Origin of the sequence: Pedobacter sp. AW31-3R (genome assembly GCF_052180285.1) — a bacterium.
GTDB lineage: Bacteria > Bacteroidota > Bacteroidia > Sphingobacteriales > Sphingobacteriaceae > Pedobacter.
Window position 1 is genome coordinate 143,034 of record NZ_CP197475.1, and the last position, 12,940, is coordinate 155,973.

General features: G+C 43.1%; 16 protein-coding genes. 8 read left to right on the forward strand and 8 right to left on the reverse strand.

Annotation, left to right across the window (positions count from 1 at the left end; all coding sequences use genetic code 11):
* Positions 1 to 150: 150 nt before the first annotated feature.
* Positions 151 to 1,278, reverse strand: coding sequence for a DUF4407 domain-containing protein (locus tag ACSBL2_RS00585; RefSeq protein WP_442589733.1), 1,128 nt, complete (start codon positions 1,276 to 1,278; stop codon positions 151 to 153).
* A 191-nt stretch (positions 1,279 to 1,469) separates the two neighbouring features.
* Between ACSBL2_RS00585 and ACSBL2_RS00590 the strand changes: the two genes are divergently transcribed.
* A complete protein-coding gene (locus tag ACSBL2_RS00590; protein ID WP_442589734.1) occupies positions 1,470 to 1,784 on the forward strand; it encodes a rhodanese-like domain-containing protein in 315 nt (104 codons plus the stop codon).
* 1 nt (position 1,785) lies between these two features.
* Positions 1,786 to 2,052: a DUF6358 family protein gene (locus tag ACSBL2_RS00595; protein ID WP_442589735.1), complete on the forward strand. Its 267-nt coding sequence runs from the start codon at positions 1,786 to 1,788 to the stop codon at positions 2,050 to 2,052.
* Positions 2,053 to 2,062: 10 nt separating this feature from the next.
* Here ACSBL2_RS00595 and ACSBL2_RS00600 read toward each other — a convergent pair whose 3' ends face one another.
* Complete coding sequence (locus ACSBL2_RS00600; protein ID WP_442589736.1) at positions 2,063 to 3,109, reverse strand: dipeptide epimerase; 1,047 nt, start codon at positions 3,107 to 3,109, stop codon at positions 2,063 to 2,065.
* A gap of 127 nt (positions 3,110 to 3,236) precedes the next feature.
* Here ACSBL2_RS00600 and ACSBL2_RS00605 point away from each other — a divergent pair, with 127 nt between their 5' ends.
* A complete protein-coding gene (locus ACSBL2_RS00605; RefSeq protein ID WP_442589737.1) occupies positions 3,237 to 4,205 on the forward strand; it encodes a hypothetical protein in 969 nt (322 codons plus the stop codon).
* Here ACSBL2_RS00605 and ACSBL2_RS00610 read toward each other — a convergent pair.
* Complete coding sequence (locus ACSBL2_RS00610) at positions 4,202 to 4,825, reverse strand: rhomboid family intramembrane serine protease (protein ID WP_442589738.1); 624 nt, start codon at positions 4,823 to 4,825, stop codon at positions 4,202 to 4,204. The two genes, ACSBL2_RS00605 and ACSBL2_RS00610, sit on opposite strands and share 4 nt — an antisense overlap.
* A gap of 94 nt (positions 4,826 to 4,919) precedes the next feature.
* Positions 4,920 to 5,630, reverse strand: a complete 711-nt coding sequence (locus ACSBL2_RS00615; RefSeq protein WP_442589739.1) for a hypothetical protein — start codon at positions 5,628 to 5,630, stop codon at positions 4,920 to 4,922.
* 66 nt (positions 5,631 to 5,696) lie between these two features.
* On the opposite strand from ACSBL2_RS00615, the gene pepT reads away from it, so the two are divergent.
* Entirely contained in the window at positions 5,697 to 6,953 is a 1,257-nt protein-coding gene (gene pepT / locus ACSBL2_RS00620) for a peptidase T (protein WP_442589740.1), read from the forward strand.
* A 74-nt stretch (positions 6,954 to 7,027) separates the two neighbouring features.
* Here the strand turns inward: pepT and ACSBL2_RS00625 are convergent, their stop codons facing one another.
* The 4 genes from ACSBL2_RS00625 to ACSBL2_RS00640 are packed head-to-tail and all read right to left on the reverse strand — an operon-like array spanning position 7,028 to position 10,509.
* Positions 7,028 to 7,726: a class I SAM-dependent methyltransferase gene (locus tag ACSBL2_RS00625; RefSeq protein WP_442589741.1), complete on the reverse strand. Its 699-nt coding sequence runs from the start codon at positions 7,724 to 7,726 to the stop codon at positions 7,028 to 7,030.
* Between the two features lie 25 nt (positions 7,727 to 7,751).
* On the reverse strand, positions 7,752 to 8,846 hold the full coding sequence (locus tag ACSBL2_RS00630) for a mechanosensitive ion channel family protein (RefSeq protein ID WP_442589742.1): 1,095 nt from the start codon (positions 8,844 to 8,846) through the stop codon (positions 7,752 to 7,754).
* A complete protein-coding gene (locus ACSBL2_RS00635) occupies positions 8,834 to 10,255 on the reverse strand; it encodes an MBL fold metallo-hydrolase RNA specificity domain-containing protein (RefSeq protein WP_442589743.1) in 1,422 nt (473 codons plus the stop codon). Before ACSBL2_RS00635 ends, ACSBL2_RS00630 begins: the two co-directional genes overlap by 13 nt.
* A gap of 47 nt (positions 10,256 to 10,302) precedes the next feature.
* Positions 10,303 to 10,509 (reverse strand): YtxH domain-containing protein, encoded by a 207-nt coding sequence (locus tag ACSBL2_RS00640; protein ID WP_442589744.1) that lies wholly within the window; start codon positions 10,507 to 10,509, stop codon positions 10,303 to 10,305.
* A 225-nt stretch (positions 10,510 to 10,734) separates the two neighbouring features.
* Between ACSBL2_RS00640 and ACSBL2_RS00645 the strand changes: the two genes are divergently transcribed.
* The 4 genes from ACSBL2_RS00645 to rpsB all read left to right on the forward strand — a co-directional run bounded on the left by ACSBL2_RS00645 (position 10,735) and on the right by rpsB (position 12,888).
* Complete coding sequence (locus ACSBL2_RS00645; RefSeq protein ID WP_442589745.1) at positions 10,735 to 11,106, forward strand: hypothetical protein; 372 nt, start codon at positions 10,735 to 10,737, stop codon at positions 11,104 to 11,106.
* Positions 11,107 to 11,196: 90 nt separating this feature from the next.
* Positions 11,197 to 11,640, forward strand: a complete 444-nt coding sequence (gene rplM / locus ACSBL2_RS00650) for a 50S ribosomal protein L13 (protein ID WP_442589746.1) — start codon at positions 11,197 to 11,199, stop codon at positions 11,638 to 11,640.
* 16 nt (positions 11,641 to 11,656) lie between these two features.
* A complete protein-coding gene (gene rpsI, locus ACSBL2_RS00655) occupies positions 11,657 to 12,043 on the forward strand; it encodes a 30S ribosomal protein S9 (RefSeq protein WP_442589747.1) in 387 nt (128 codons plus the stop codon).
* 20 nt (positions 12,044 to 12,063) lie between these two features.
* Positions 12,064 to 12,888, forward strand: a complete 825-nt coding sequence (rpsB, locus tag ACSBL2_RS00660; RefSeq protein WP_442589748.1) for a 30S ribosomal protein S2 — start codon at positions 12,064 to 12,066, stop codon at positions 12,886 to 12,888.
* Positions 12,889 to 12,940 lie beyond the last annotated feature (52 nt).

The following is a 12,940-nucleotide window of genomic DNA, read 5'->3' on the forward strand; positions in this document are numbered from 1 at the left end:
TTGGTTGGATATGGTGTTGATCATAGCAGCGCTAGTACTTCATCAGTTTACCTGCTTCTTCAAATATCCGTTTTTTTTTAACATCTGGTTCCTGTAAAAACAGGAATAATGAAACGGAGTATTACAACTTCCAATATTGGCGCCTGTATTTTAATCCTCTTCCTTATCTTCAGTATCATAGATATGCTGATCCGGAGTCCCTTTGTATTTTTTCTTTTTCCGTTCAATAGAAGAGGAAACCCGCGTATCATGCACCCCATCTATAACTTCAATCTCATAGTCCTTATCTTTTCCTGAAGAATGGATTTGACTGCTTTCCAGGTTCCCTACCGATATGTCATATGGTCCCCTCACACTCATCATTTTCACAAACACAGGCAGGCATTCAAAAAATATAAACAGGAGTCCGATAAAAGTCACGGCCATAGCTGTAGCCGTATCAGGGGTACCATTGGTGTTAAAGCTAAGCTGTCCCAATGCCCAGTTCCGGTCGGCAAACCCTGCAATATTGGACAGGCTATCCAATTCCTTGCTGGTATATAGTTTTTCTGAAAGCAGACCGTCAAACTGCTTTCTTCCATCTACGAAGTTTTCCAGCTTCCTGACATCTGAATTTAGCGTGTCCAGGTTCTGTTGTCTTTGCTTCAGTTCTTCTTCCTTTCTTTTGGCATAGGGACCGTAACCCATTACACCGGAAGTCTCGTTCGTCTTGGTTCCGAATACTTCGAAATTGAGTTTCTGGCGATCTGCTTTGATCCCATTGCTTAAGGAATCCCGTTGTGCTTTGACATCATTGAGCTTGTTCAGTTCAATGGTATATTTATTGGTAAAAGCTTTGTTTAAGGTATCTATTTTTGAACGCTGGTTGTTCAGGTAACTTACTTTGAGACGTTCCCTGATCTCCTTGTCGAAGATCTTAAGTTCCAGGGGACGGGAAATGACCATACCGATCATGATGGCCAGTAATATCCTTGGGGTAGCCTGTAACAGTTGTTTCCCTGTGGATGCATTTTTATCAATGCTGGAAACAATGTATCTATCCATATTGAAAATTGCCAGTCCCCACAACAGGCCAAAAAAGATGGAGAAGAGAACCGCTGCGGTATCTCCTTTGAAGACAAAATACATGGCATATCCACCGGATAAAGCTGCAAATAAACCGGTGAAAAATATGGTCGCCCCAATGCCTACATACTTATTGTGATCGGTGGGGTGTTTTTCCAATGTGGGCTGGTGTACACCAGAACAGAACCAGAAGAAACGGGTTAATGCATCCATTGTGAAATAAATTTAAGAAAAAACTGAGTATTAAACGCCTGTCATTCTTAGTTGTTACAGCATTGGCGGCAAAATATTAAATTTTAACCTCCTGCTGTCAATTTACTAATTCATAACCTTTATATTTGATAGCTAATATCCAGGTTGTCCAAAGGATGGCCGGTTTGAATTGATATTTAACCCATACAACGATGAAAGTAATTAGTGTTCAGGAACTGAAACAGAAAATAGACAATAAAGAAGATTTTCAATTGGTAGATGTCAGAGAGACATTTGAGTATGAAATGTCTAACCTTGACGGATTGAATATCCCATTGGGGGGACTGCTGATTGAAGTCGATAAAATTGAGAAAGACAAACCTGTGATCATGCAATGCAGAAGCGGTAAACGCAGTGCTGCAGCAGTAATGCAGCTGGAAGCACAGGGTTTCACTAATCTTTATAATTTAGAAGGTGGTATTCTTGCCTGGCAGGCAGAATTTGATCCAAGTATGCCTGTTTACTAAGATGAAGAAAAGAATTGCTTTAAATACATTTTATACCATTGGAATTGTCATTTCAGTGGTCGGTATAAAATGGGCTTATCAGAATGCCAATTACCCCATTGTTGCCTTGCTGGCAGCTGCAGCAATATTTTTCATTTACTTAAAGATCAATATTGTAAAGGAAGTAAAATCAGACCTGAAAGTTAAAGAAGAACAGTATAAAGCTTTTGCTAAAGAGGAACAGGGGAGCCTGCTGAAGGAAGACCCGAATGCGCCTGTGAAGAAATAAACAGGAATTCTTAGCTGAGGGGACTGCCCTTAAATAAATCATCCGGAAGACCTTTCAGCCCTAAACCTGGAAGGTCTTCCAGTATATAACGGCCATTTTCCAGTTGCGGTGCGCAAAAAGGATTATTTGTAGTCAGGGAAGGGCCATCCAGATCTGCCCAGTTACAGAGGGGAGCCAGTGCAATCCCCGCCTGCGTGGCAATGGAGGTTTCACTCATACAGCCAATTAGTATCTTCATCCCATACGACCGGGCTTTCAGGATCATCTGATGGGCCTCATACATTCCGCCACTCTTCATGAGCTTTACATTGATCCCATGGTAGGAACCTTTAATTTTATCAATATCTTCCAGTCTTTGGACGGCCTCGTCGGCCAGGATAGGAATTGGGCTTCGGCCGGTTAACCAGGCATTACCTTCCATGTCCATTTTATTCATGGGCTGTTCAATCAATACCACGCCCTGGTCATGTAACCAGTAAATGAGGTCGATTGTACTTTTGCGGTCGGTCCATCCCTGGTTAGCGTCGACGAATAGCGGCAGGTCACTTAACCTTCGTATGGCCTGTATGGTCTCCCTGTCTTTGTCCGTGCCCAGTTTCACCTTGATCACCCTGAAACCTTTCGCTTCAGCCAGTTTTTGTTCAAGGAGCTCAGGATCGGTGATCCCAATGGTATAAGCGGTAAGCGGCATTTTACCAGGGTCTGCACCGTATATTTCATAACAGGGCTTCCCCAGTATTTTTCCGTTGATGTCATTAAGGGCAATCTCAATGGCCGCCTTTATTGCAGTATTGCCGGTCGCTATACGATCGAGGTAGGAAATGATCTCCGGAAAATGAAATGGAGGTTCAAAGCGGCTCCAGTCCACCTGCTGCAGAAAAGCAGTTGCCGTACCCTGGTTCTCTCCCAGGTAAGGGATCATCGAAGCCTCGCCATATCCATCGATATCTCCGTAACTCAACTTCAGCAGAACCAACGGGGTGCTTGTTCTGGTGAATCCTGCAATAGTGAAGGGGTGTTTCAGTCCGAGGTTATAGGCAATAGGAATGGCTTTCATCTTGTTGAGAATTGATGGGATCAAAGGTAAAGGAAGATCTGCATATTCTCATCAAAAAGTAATGACATGGTCATGATACCGGGAGAATCCTAAAAAAACAAATGATTTGCCTAATATTGCCTTTTCTATGATCAGTACAATATACCAACCGTTTAAAAACTTCGATTTCAAGTACGAAAACTGCTTTCTTAGTGGGGATACCTTCAAGAGTCCGGTCATACAGTCCAATGTGCTGCCGGAATGGCTGTTGGCTGTGGCCAATTTTAGTGGCAATGAGCAGATCAAATTGCTGGATGAAACGATCAGGTCGTATAATGAATTAAAGATTCCTGTAAATGCGGAAGTGCTTACCCATTTTATCAATCCACTGGAAGATAAGATTGCCAGTGCTTTTGATCAGGGTTATGCCGGGGTTTCTCAACTGGAAGAGGTCGATTTGTTTAAATGGATAGGTAAATTTTTGTACAGTCTTATTTACATTGAAATGCATGCTGCGGTAGGCCAGCAGCAACTGAGCAGCGACGGGATCAATATGTCGCAGGGACTCATGCATAAATTCGGTAACCTGCAGACGATGATTCAGGGGATCTATCTGAATGTGGAGTTTGAAGATTTTACACCATGGTCTATTGTGATTGTTCCTTTGGAGCAGGCGGATACTGCTTTCAGCTTCAGGGATGAGATCAATACACTTACCTTCTCCTTAAAGCTGAAAGATTTTGGAATTATTGCCTGTTTACAGGACAATGGTACCAATAGGCGGTACCATCAGGAAATCCTGGACCAGATAGGGGACAATGCCGTTACCGAGCAGCAGTTTGAAGAGCTTTGTGCCCGGTTCTTTTATTCGGCCTATCTCTTCAACAGGCTTCCGGAATATACGATCATGCCTGTGGAAGGATCCATCTATATCGATGCCATGCCATTGCGCGGAACCATGAACAAACCCCTGTTCGACCTGTGGCAGCATAAGGTTTATGCACAGGTACTGGAAAACTTCTGGAAACCCTGGGGTAACCTGCTGATGGAAATCAGGAAAGATCCGAATGCACCGACAAGTTACTTTAATCCACCCTCTTTACCAACTGCGGGTTAACCGCCAAAACGTGCACTCAGCTGTCCGAGAAAATTTGGGATAACTCCCGGAACAAGGAGGATGGTCAATATAATTCCTGTTAAGGCACCGAATAAGTGGGCATCATGATTGATGTTATCCCTGGAACCGGAGGACATATAATAGCTGTACACGAGATATAAAACCCCGAATAATATGGCCCAGATGGGAATAGGAAGGGGGAAGATCATCAGTGTGGATAATGGAAAGAGCATGATATAGCTGAACACTACTGCCGAAATTGCTCCCGAAGCCCCAAGACTATGGTGATGGTAGCTGTTCTTTTGTTTAATGACCGTAGGGATATCACTGAGGACCAATGCCACAATATAAATGATAGCGAACCGGACGCTGCCTATTTGCTGTTCCAGGATGAAGGCAAATGCATTAAAGGTAAACATATTGAAAGCAAGGTGCATCCAGTCGGCATGAATCAGTCCGCTGGTGAATAAGGTATATACATTATGTTTCCTGTAGACACTGTAAGGATGCAGCATGAACTTTCCGAAGAGGGAAGAATCATAAAAAGCATAAATGCTGGTAACGAGCGTGAAGATGAAAATGATGGAAGCAACTGGGGTCACTTGCAGGTATTGGATCATGTTATTTCAGTTCTTGGTGAATAATTGTATGCAATCTAGCAATTGGATATTGTAAATGTGTTTTTTCGTAATAATTTGAGTGTTTATATAGCCCTTAGTATCCCCGGAAAGTTTTCCTGTATAAACCCATCTTCCCGAAATTGTATTTCAGTCCGACAGAAAAGAAAGTGTAGATATCCAGTCCCCCGCTTTCATACGTCAGTATCGAATCATCGTAACCATCCAGTCCCTCGCCCATTGTTAAGTTGGTCTGGTAATTGAAGTTCAGCACGTACCTGTAAAATCCCTGTCTGTCCGGAAAGAAGAAGTTTATACCCAGATTCAGGGGAATAAGAATATCTTTAGAGGCATTCATACCGGGATATCTCTTTTCCGGGTCATTCCTGATCTGTCTTGCGATTGCCGACATCTTATTCTGGATAACGCCTATTCCCGCACCGAAGTACAAGCCTTTGATGGAATTGTACAATGAACTGTAGTCATTTTCTAAAATCTCTCCTAAGGCCACTTTTCCGTTTACCGTCACTGCCTTGTAGGTGTTTACAAACTGCCTGTTATCGGGGTCGTTTTGAAAGTCGCCCCCGTTAACTTCTCCCATCTGGGCTTCAAATCCCAGGCTGACAAATGGAGTAAACAGATAGTCCAGCGTTCCATAACCCGCCAGTCCGAAATCATGTTTCTTGATTTCAGTAAAAGATTGGGTGGCACCCAGACCACCACCGATAGAAAGCTTATAAAAGTTGGATTGCGCAAATGAGGACAGGGAAAACAGGATGCAGACAGCAGATAGGAATATCCTTTTCATTATTTGGGTTGTAATTGTAAGTGATAAAGTATGATCTTTGGGTTGACTTTACTTTTTTTTAAAATTATGCTAAAATATCATAACACCGGTAAATCTTTGCAAAATAGATTTATGGAGTACGTAAAAATAGATACCCAGTCGGATCCGGAATCAACAACATTCCCTTCTACGGAAAAACAAAAGAACCTCGGGAAAGTACTTGTAGGACAATTACAGGAAATAGGGATCAGCGATGCGCACCTGGATGAATATGGGTATGTATACGCCACTATTCCTTCAAATACAGAAAAGAAAGTTCCGGTCATCTGTTTCTGTTCGCATATGGATACTTCTCCGGATTGCAGCGGACTGCAGGTGAAGCCGATCATTCATACCAATTACCAGGGCCAGGACCTGGTGCTGCCTGATGACCATTCGGTCGTATTGAAGATGAAGGAACATCCCGACCTGAAAAACCAACTGGGAAATGATATCATTACGGCCAGTGGTACTACACTGTTGGGTGCGGATAACAAAGCGGGACTGGCAGAAATTATGGAGGCGGCAGCATTTCTTATGCAGCACCCGGAACTTAAACACGGCACAATTAAAATATTGTTCACCCCCGATGAAGAAGTGGGCCGGGGAGTGGACCATGTAGACCTTAAAAAACTGGGTGCTGATTTTGCCTATACCATTGACGGGGAAACCTGTGGATCCATAGAAGATGAAACGTTCTCTGCAGACGGTGCTGTTCTTACCATTAATGGCGTGAGTTCCCATCCTGGTTTTGCGAAAGGCAAGATGGAAAGTGCCATTAAAATCCTGAGTGATGTGATTGCCGCACTGCCAAAAGATATGCTAAGTCCTGAGTCTACAACACATAAGGAAGGTTTCCTGCACCCCGTAACCATTCAGGGAAATGCAGAACAGGCCATTGCACATTTTATTATCCGTGATTTTGATGATGCGCTGCTTGCCGGTCATGGACGTACACTGGATGACCTGGTAAAGAAAATTATTGCGGCTTATCCGAATTCTACTTATGAACTGAAGATAAAGGAGCAATACCGGAATATGAAAAAGGTCCTGGATCAGTTTCCTCAGGTGCTGGAATATGGGGTGCTTGCCATTGAGCGTGCCGGCGTGGAACCTAAAAGACAAAGTATCAGGGGAGGAACAGACGGGTCGAGACTTTCGGTCATGGGATTACCTTGTCCGAATATTTTTGCCGGAGAGCATGCATTCCATGGCAAACAGGAATGGGCTTCTGTACAGGATATGGAAAAAGCTGTACAAACGATCATTAACCTGGCGCTGATCTGGGAAGAGAAAAGCGTGTAAGAGAAGAAACAATAAATGAATAGCGGAAGGGCTAAAGGAAATATGTCTGATGTTTCCCTTAGCCCTTCCTTGATTTATGAAGTAGCGGGGCTGACCCTCATTTCTGCAAGGTATTGGTCATTCCCGTCATCAAATAACAGATGACATTCCCAACCCAGTTCTTTAGCGATTTTCTTTAACAACTGCGGATCGATATATACCCAGTTGAACCATTCTCCTTTTTCACCTTTGTATTCATATTGGTAGGAAACTTCCCCATAATATTTATCGGCGGGCATTTCCATATCATCGTACAGGTAGCTAATATCCGAACTGTCGAACAGGAGCTGTCCGTCTTCATGCAGCAGGTTTTTGGCATGGTGGAGAAAGGTTTTGAACCCTTCAATGGTGCCTGTCACACCAATGCCGTTCATCAGGAACAGCAAAGTGTCGAACTTTTCGCCCTGGTAACTGAAAATATCCCCTTCCACCACGTTTTCGATCCCCCTCGATTTCATGATATGCACCGCTGCAGGGGAAATGTCCAGTGCAATGACATCAAATCCACGTTCCTGTAAGATCAGGGCATGACTGCCGGCACCTCCGCCAACATCAAGGACCCGGCCTTCACAGAGGTCCATGGCTTCCAGTTCAATGTCGGGCATTTCTTCGGCTGTGCGGAAAAACAGGTCCACCGGCATTTCTTCTGGTTCATCATAAGAATTGTGCAGCCAGAGTGTCTCTGCCGTATGTTGCGTAAACTGATCCTGTAATGCGTTTCCAAATACATCCATGGGCTAAAGGTACCTAAAATAATTTTTAAGGCAGGAGTGGATTGTCCTTCTTGCTGTCGTTCCCATTGAACTCCAGCCTTGTTTTCGGCAGACTGTCCGGGTAATTTTCCCGGATAAAAGCGATCATTTCCTCACGTACAAAACAGCGCAGGTCAAATGCCTGGGAAGAATTCCTTGCGCTCATCAGGAAGCGGACCTCAACATTCAGTTCTTTATTGTCGGTCAGCTGTACCACATTTACCCGTTTATCCCACAGGGGGTGATCCGTCAGCAGACTAGTTAGTTTTTCACGGAGGGGAGGGATAGGAATGGTATAATCAAGATAAAGGAAAACGGTACCCAATAACTGTGCGGAAACCCGCGTCCAGTTTTGAAAGGGTTTTTCTATGAAATAAGTAATCGGCAGGATGAGACGGCGCTGGTCCCATATATTCACCACCACATAGGTCAGTGTAATTTCCTCTACTTTACCCCATTCTCCTTCAACAATCAATACATCGTCTATACGTATCGGTTGTGTAAAGGCGATCTGGAAACCTGCCAATAGATTTCCCAGTGATTTCTGGGCGGCGAAACCGATGATGATACCTCCGATACCCACCCCGGTGAGTAAACCTGTACCAATTTTACGCATGCTCTCGAAATTAAGAAGCACAATTGCGGCCGTTAGGATCACGATAATGGAAACCAGTAACTTCCTGATAAATTGCAGTTGCGTCCTTATTTTCCGTTCTTTTAGGTTATCTTCCTTATTGAGGTCGAACTTATGGTAAATAAAATCTTCCAGCACCTTAATGGAGCGGACAAGGATCATGGCGAAGGTAATCGTCAGGGAAATTTCAAGTACTCTGCCGAATTGTGCCCTGAATACTTTTCCCAGCTCCATTCCGCTCATGCTGATGTTCAGCAGCAGGAGGGGGACAAAAATGCTGATCGGCGTATTCAGCCGGGTGATAATGGAATTGATCTGGAAGGTAGCCCAGTAACGGGAGAAGAATTTAAAGGCTTTACGGATCACGAAGGTCACCAGCAGTCCGATAAATACTGCAGTGATACCTATAATCAGGTTTTGAATAAACTGGGGGATCGGATAGCCAAAAAAATCATCTATGTACTCCATACGGGTTCTTTTTTACAGTCATATTCCTGGTGGTATTCAGGAATAGCTACATGTTTAAAGCCATGTTCTTTTAGTCGTTGTGCAAAATTCTGCTGGACATCATACTCTCCATGTACCAGAAAGAGCTGTTTGACCAGTGCGGGGTCCTGGCAGGACAGGAACTGTAACAGGTCTTCATAATCTCCGTGTGCGCTCATGGATTTTATGGCACGGATATCGGCCTTCACCTCATAAGGTGCTCCAAATAAATAAACGGATTGATCTCCCGCGATCAATTTGCCGCCAAGCGTTCCCGGAGCACAGTAACCCACCATTAAAATGGTATTTTTCTGATTGCTGATGGTATTGCGGATATGGTGCCTTACCCTCCCTCCTTCAGCCATGCCGGACGCGGAAATGATCACACAGGGTCGGGGGTCATTATTGATCGCTTTAGATTCTTCCACGCTTTCAATAAACTTCAGGCCTTTAAATGCAAAAGGATCCTCATCCACAGCCAGTACTTTCTTTACGCCGTTGTTATAGACCTCAGGGTGACTTTTCAGTACGTTTGTCGCCTGTATAGACAGAGGGCTGTCGACATAAAAGGGGACATCCGGAAGTTTTCCTTTCAACTCAAGTCCGTTGAGCGCATATAAAAGCTCCTGTGTCCTTCCTACGCTGAAGGCGGGGATAACTACTTTTCCCTTCTTTACCATACAGGTATGGCGGATGATTTCCAGCAGCATATTTTCTATGGGATCCAGGTCCTTGTGCAGGGAATCGCCATAGGTAGATTCCATAATGATATAATCGGCCTGCGGAAATGACTGTGGGCTTTTCAGTAAAAGATCGCCATATCTGCCCACATCGCCGCTAAAGGTAATCCTGGATGTTTCGCCTTCTTCAGTAAGCTGAAGGTGCACGGCAGCACTGCCGACCACATGTCCGGCATCAGTAAATAACAACTTCAGCTGCTTATTGATGGTATACTCTTCATTGTAATCGACAATCATAAACTGGCTCAGCGTTTTCACTACATCATCCTCCGTGTATAGGGGCTCATCCTGAGGGGTATTGCCCTGGGTATGTCTTTTTTCATACTCCGCATCCTGCATCTGTATTTTTGCGGAATCCATTAACAGGATTCTCGCCAGATCCATGGTTGGAGGGGTGCTGAATATCGTACCTGAAAAACCTTCGGACACCAGCCGCGGCAATAATCCACAGTGGTCAATGTGTGCATGTGAAAGGATCACATAATTGATGGTGGAAGGATCAAATCCAAAATAGCCGTTTAGCTGCTCTGTTACTTCGCCCATGCCCTGAAACATGCCGCAGTCTAATAATATGCTGGTGCCATCTTTTAAAGTAATGAGATGTTTGCTACCGGTTACGGCACGCGCTGCGCCATGAAAAGCGATTTTCATTTTTATGTGATATAAATAATGCCGGAAGGACCGGCATTATATGGGATTTATGCTCTTACTTTGGCGATCTTCTCTTTCACTGCATCGGCAGCGTCAGCAATTTTATCTTTAGAAGAGTCAAGCAGGTCACAGAACCAGTCTGTTACTTTCTCTTTCACATCGTCGTTTTTATCTGAAGCCAATATTAAAGCTACTGCGGCACCTAAGGCAGCTCCTGCCAATACTCCTGCTATGATTTTTGTCTCTTTTGTCATAATAACTGTCTTTGATTAGTGAAATAACAATATGCGCATCAAATAGTTCATAATTATTTCAATTAATCAATCGCCTAACCTGCTGCTGCCGGGGAAAGCCCGGTAATTGCACAATGGATAATGAACCCAATGTAAACTCATACCAGTAGGACACATTAACCGGTACCCGAACAAGACCTAATCCGGTATGGTCCTTGTAGCGTATTCATCTTAATTCGTTATAAAATGCTGATTACGCTGTCTTATTTCAACTTGTTATTGTCCGTTGTCTATTTTCTGTCCTACCTGCAGAATGGAGGCTCCTTGATCATTGCGGGACTTATACTGGTGATCATCTTCAACTGGTTAACCCTGCGAAGCCTGGAAAAGCAGCAACAGGGATGGTCCGCCTTAAGGTGGTTTATTGCAGTGCTAACCCTATTTTTTGGCGCTTATATAGGCTACAGTGCCATTCTTGTCCTTAAGGATTCCTTTGCGCATGACTATTATCCAGCCGAGACCATCAGGTTGATTGTTTCAGGGCTAATATTTTCCTCCAGTATCTTTTTTCAGCTGATTTTATCTTTTCATAAAAAAACAAACAAAAAAACTGAATAACTATTTGACAATTAAACATATTAATCTATCTTTGCAGTCCCTAAAACTTAGGGAAGATTAATAAATGTTTAACAAATTAAATACAAGCAAGTGAATACGTTAAGTTACAAAACTGTCTCTGCCAATGCTAAAACTGTTAACAAACAGTGGGTTGTTATTGATGCACAAGGCGAGATTTTGGGGCGCTTGTCATCGAAGATCGCAATGATCATCCGTGGTAAAAACAAGCCTGAGTACACCCCACACGTAGACTGCGGTGATAATGTAATCGTTATCAATGCAGACAAGATTAAGTTGACCGGAAACAAGATGAATGATAAGGTGTATACATCTTATACAGGCTATCCGGGTGGTCAGCGTTTCATTTCTCCTAAAGAGTTATTGGCGAAACATCCTGTACGTGTGGTAGAAAAAGCCGTTAAAGGTATGTTACCTAAAACAAAATTGGGTGCTAAATTGTACACCAATCTTTTTGTTTATGCAGGTGCTGAGCATCCTCATGCAGCACAATCACCAACAACCATTACACTTTAATTAAAGGAAGAAAGAAATGTCAGTTACGAATACTTCAGGAAGAAGAAAAACTGCTGTTGCGCGAATCTACATGAAAGAAGGCAACGGTACCATTACTGTAAACAGTAAAGATCACAAAGTATATTTCCCTACGTTACCATTACAATATATTGTTAACCAAAGTTTTGAAGTTTCAGAGCTTGCTGGTCAGTATGATGTTCAGGTAAATGTAGCAGGAGGTGGCATAAAAGGCCAGGCAGAAGCTGTTCGTTTAGCTATTGCTAAAGCTATTGTCGAATTAGATGCTGAGAAAAAACCAGCATTACGTGCTAAAGGGTTAATGACCCGTGATATGCGTATGGTTGAGCGTAAGAAACCAGGACGTAAGAAAGCGCGTAAGAAGTTCCAATTCAGTAAACGTTAATCTCAAGGAGGACAAAGACAATGGCAAGAACAACATATCAAGACTTATTGGATGCAGGTGTACACTTTGGTCACCTTACCCGCAAATGGAATCCGAAAATGGCACCATATATTTTTATGGAACGCAATGGGATTCACATTATAGATTTAAATAAAACTTTAACTAAAACTGAAGAAGCTGCTTCAGCAATCAAACAGATTGTAAAGTCAGGTCGTAAGATCTTATTTGTAGCGACTAAAAAACAAGCTAAAGAAATCGTTGCTGATCAAGCAAGAAAAGTAAACATGCCTTTCGTAACTGAGCGTTGGTTAGGTGGTATGTTAACTAACTTCCAAACTGTACGTAAGTCAATCAAAAAGATGTCTAACATCGATAAAATGACTAAAGACGGTACGTACTCTATTCTTTCTAAGAAAGAGCGTTTGATGATCCAACGTGAGCGTATCAAATTAGAAAGTTTATTGGGTGGTATTGCGGACTTAAACCGTTTACCGGCAGCTATCTTTTTAATTGACGTTAAAAAAGAGCACATCGCAGTTAGCGAAGCGTTGAAATTAAACATTCCAACTTTCGCAATGGTTGATACCAACTCTGATCCTTCAAACATCGATTTCCCTATCCCGGCGAATGATGATGCAACTAAATCTATCTCTTTAATTACTGATGTGATCATCAAAGCAATTGAAGAAGGTTTAGATGAGCGTAAACGTGAGAAAGATGATGAAGCTGAAAAAGAAGCTGTAGCTGCTAAAACTGCTGCTGATGCTCCTGAAACTGCTGCACCAGGCGCAAGAAGAGTAAAGAAAGAAAACGCTGAAACTGAAGAAGGTACAAGCGAAGCTTAATTAATATATTTCATGGGTTGTATGTTGTGCGTTGCGGGTTTTGATTCCAACA

What these genes read in the sequence shown, in the direction of transcription:
- ACSBL2_RS00585 (WP_442589733.1), bottom strand. Translation starts at nt 1,278, where the DNA reads ATGGATGCATTAACCCGTTTCTTCTGGTTCTGTTCTGGTGTACACCAG.
- ACSBL2_RS00590 (WP_442589734.1), top strand. Translation starts at nt 1,470, where the DNA reads ATGAAAGTAATTAGTGTTCAGGAACTGAAACAGAAAATAGACAATAAA.
- ACSBL2_RS00595 (WP_442589735.1), top strand. Translation starts at nt 1,786, where the DNA reads ATGAAGAAAAGAATTGCTTTAAATACATTTTATACCATTGGAATTGTC.
- ACSBL2_RS00600 (WP_442589736.1), bottom strand. Translation starts at nt 3,109, where the DNA reads ATGAAAGCCATTCCTATTGCCTATAACCTCGGACTGAAACACCCCTTC.
- ACSBL2_RS00605 (WP_442589737.1), top strand. Translation starts at nt 3,237, where the DNA reads ATGATCAGTACAATATACCAACCGTTTAAAAACTTCGATTTCAAGTAC.
- ACSBL2_RS00610 (WP_442589738.1), bottom strand. Translation starts at nt 4,825, where the DNA reads ATGATCCAATACCTGCAAGTGACCCCAGTTGCTTCCATCATTTTCATC.
- ACSBL2_RS00615 (WP_442589739.1), bottom strand. Translation starts at nt 5,630, where the DNA reads ATGAAAAGGATATTCCTATCTGCTGTCTGCATCCTGTTTTCCCTGTCC.
- pepT (WP_442589740.1), top strand. Translation starts at nt 5,697, where the DNA reads ATGCTAAAATATCATAACACCGGTAAATCTTTGCAAAATAGATTTATG.
- ACSBL2_RS00625 (WP_442589741.1), bottom strand. Translation starts at nt 7,726, where the DNA reads ATGGATGTATTTGGAAACGCATTACAGGATCAGTTTACGCAACATACG.
- ACSBL2_RS00630 (WP_442589742.1), bottom strand. Translation starts at nt 8,846, where the DNA reads ATGGAGTACATAGATGATTTTTTTGGCTATCCGATCCCCCAGTTTATT.
- ACSBL2_RS00635 (WP_442589743.1), bottom strand. Translation starts at nt 10,255, where the DNA reads ATGAAAATCGCTTTTCATGGCGCAGCGCGTGCCGTAACCGGTAGCAAA.
- ACSBL2_RS00640 (WP_442589744.1), bottom strand. Translation starts at nt 10,509, where the DNA reads ATGACAAAAGAGACAAAAATCATAGCAGGAGTATTGGCAGGAGCTGCC.
- ACSBL2_RS00645 (WP_442589745.1), top strand. Translation starts at nt 10,735, where the DNA reads ATGCTGATTACGCTGTCTTATTTCAACTTGTTATTGTCCGTTGTCTAT.
- rpsI (WP_442589747.1), top strand. Translation starts at nt 11,657, where the DNA reads ATGTCAGTTACGAATACTTCAGGAAGAAGAAAAACTGCTGTTGCGCGA.
- rpsB (WP_442589748.1), top strand. Translation starts at nt 12,064, where the DNA reads ATGGCAAGAACAACATATCAAGACTTATTGGATGCAGGTGTACACTTT.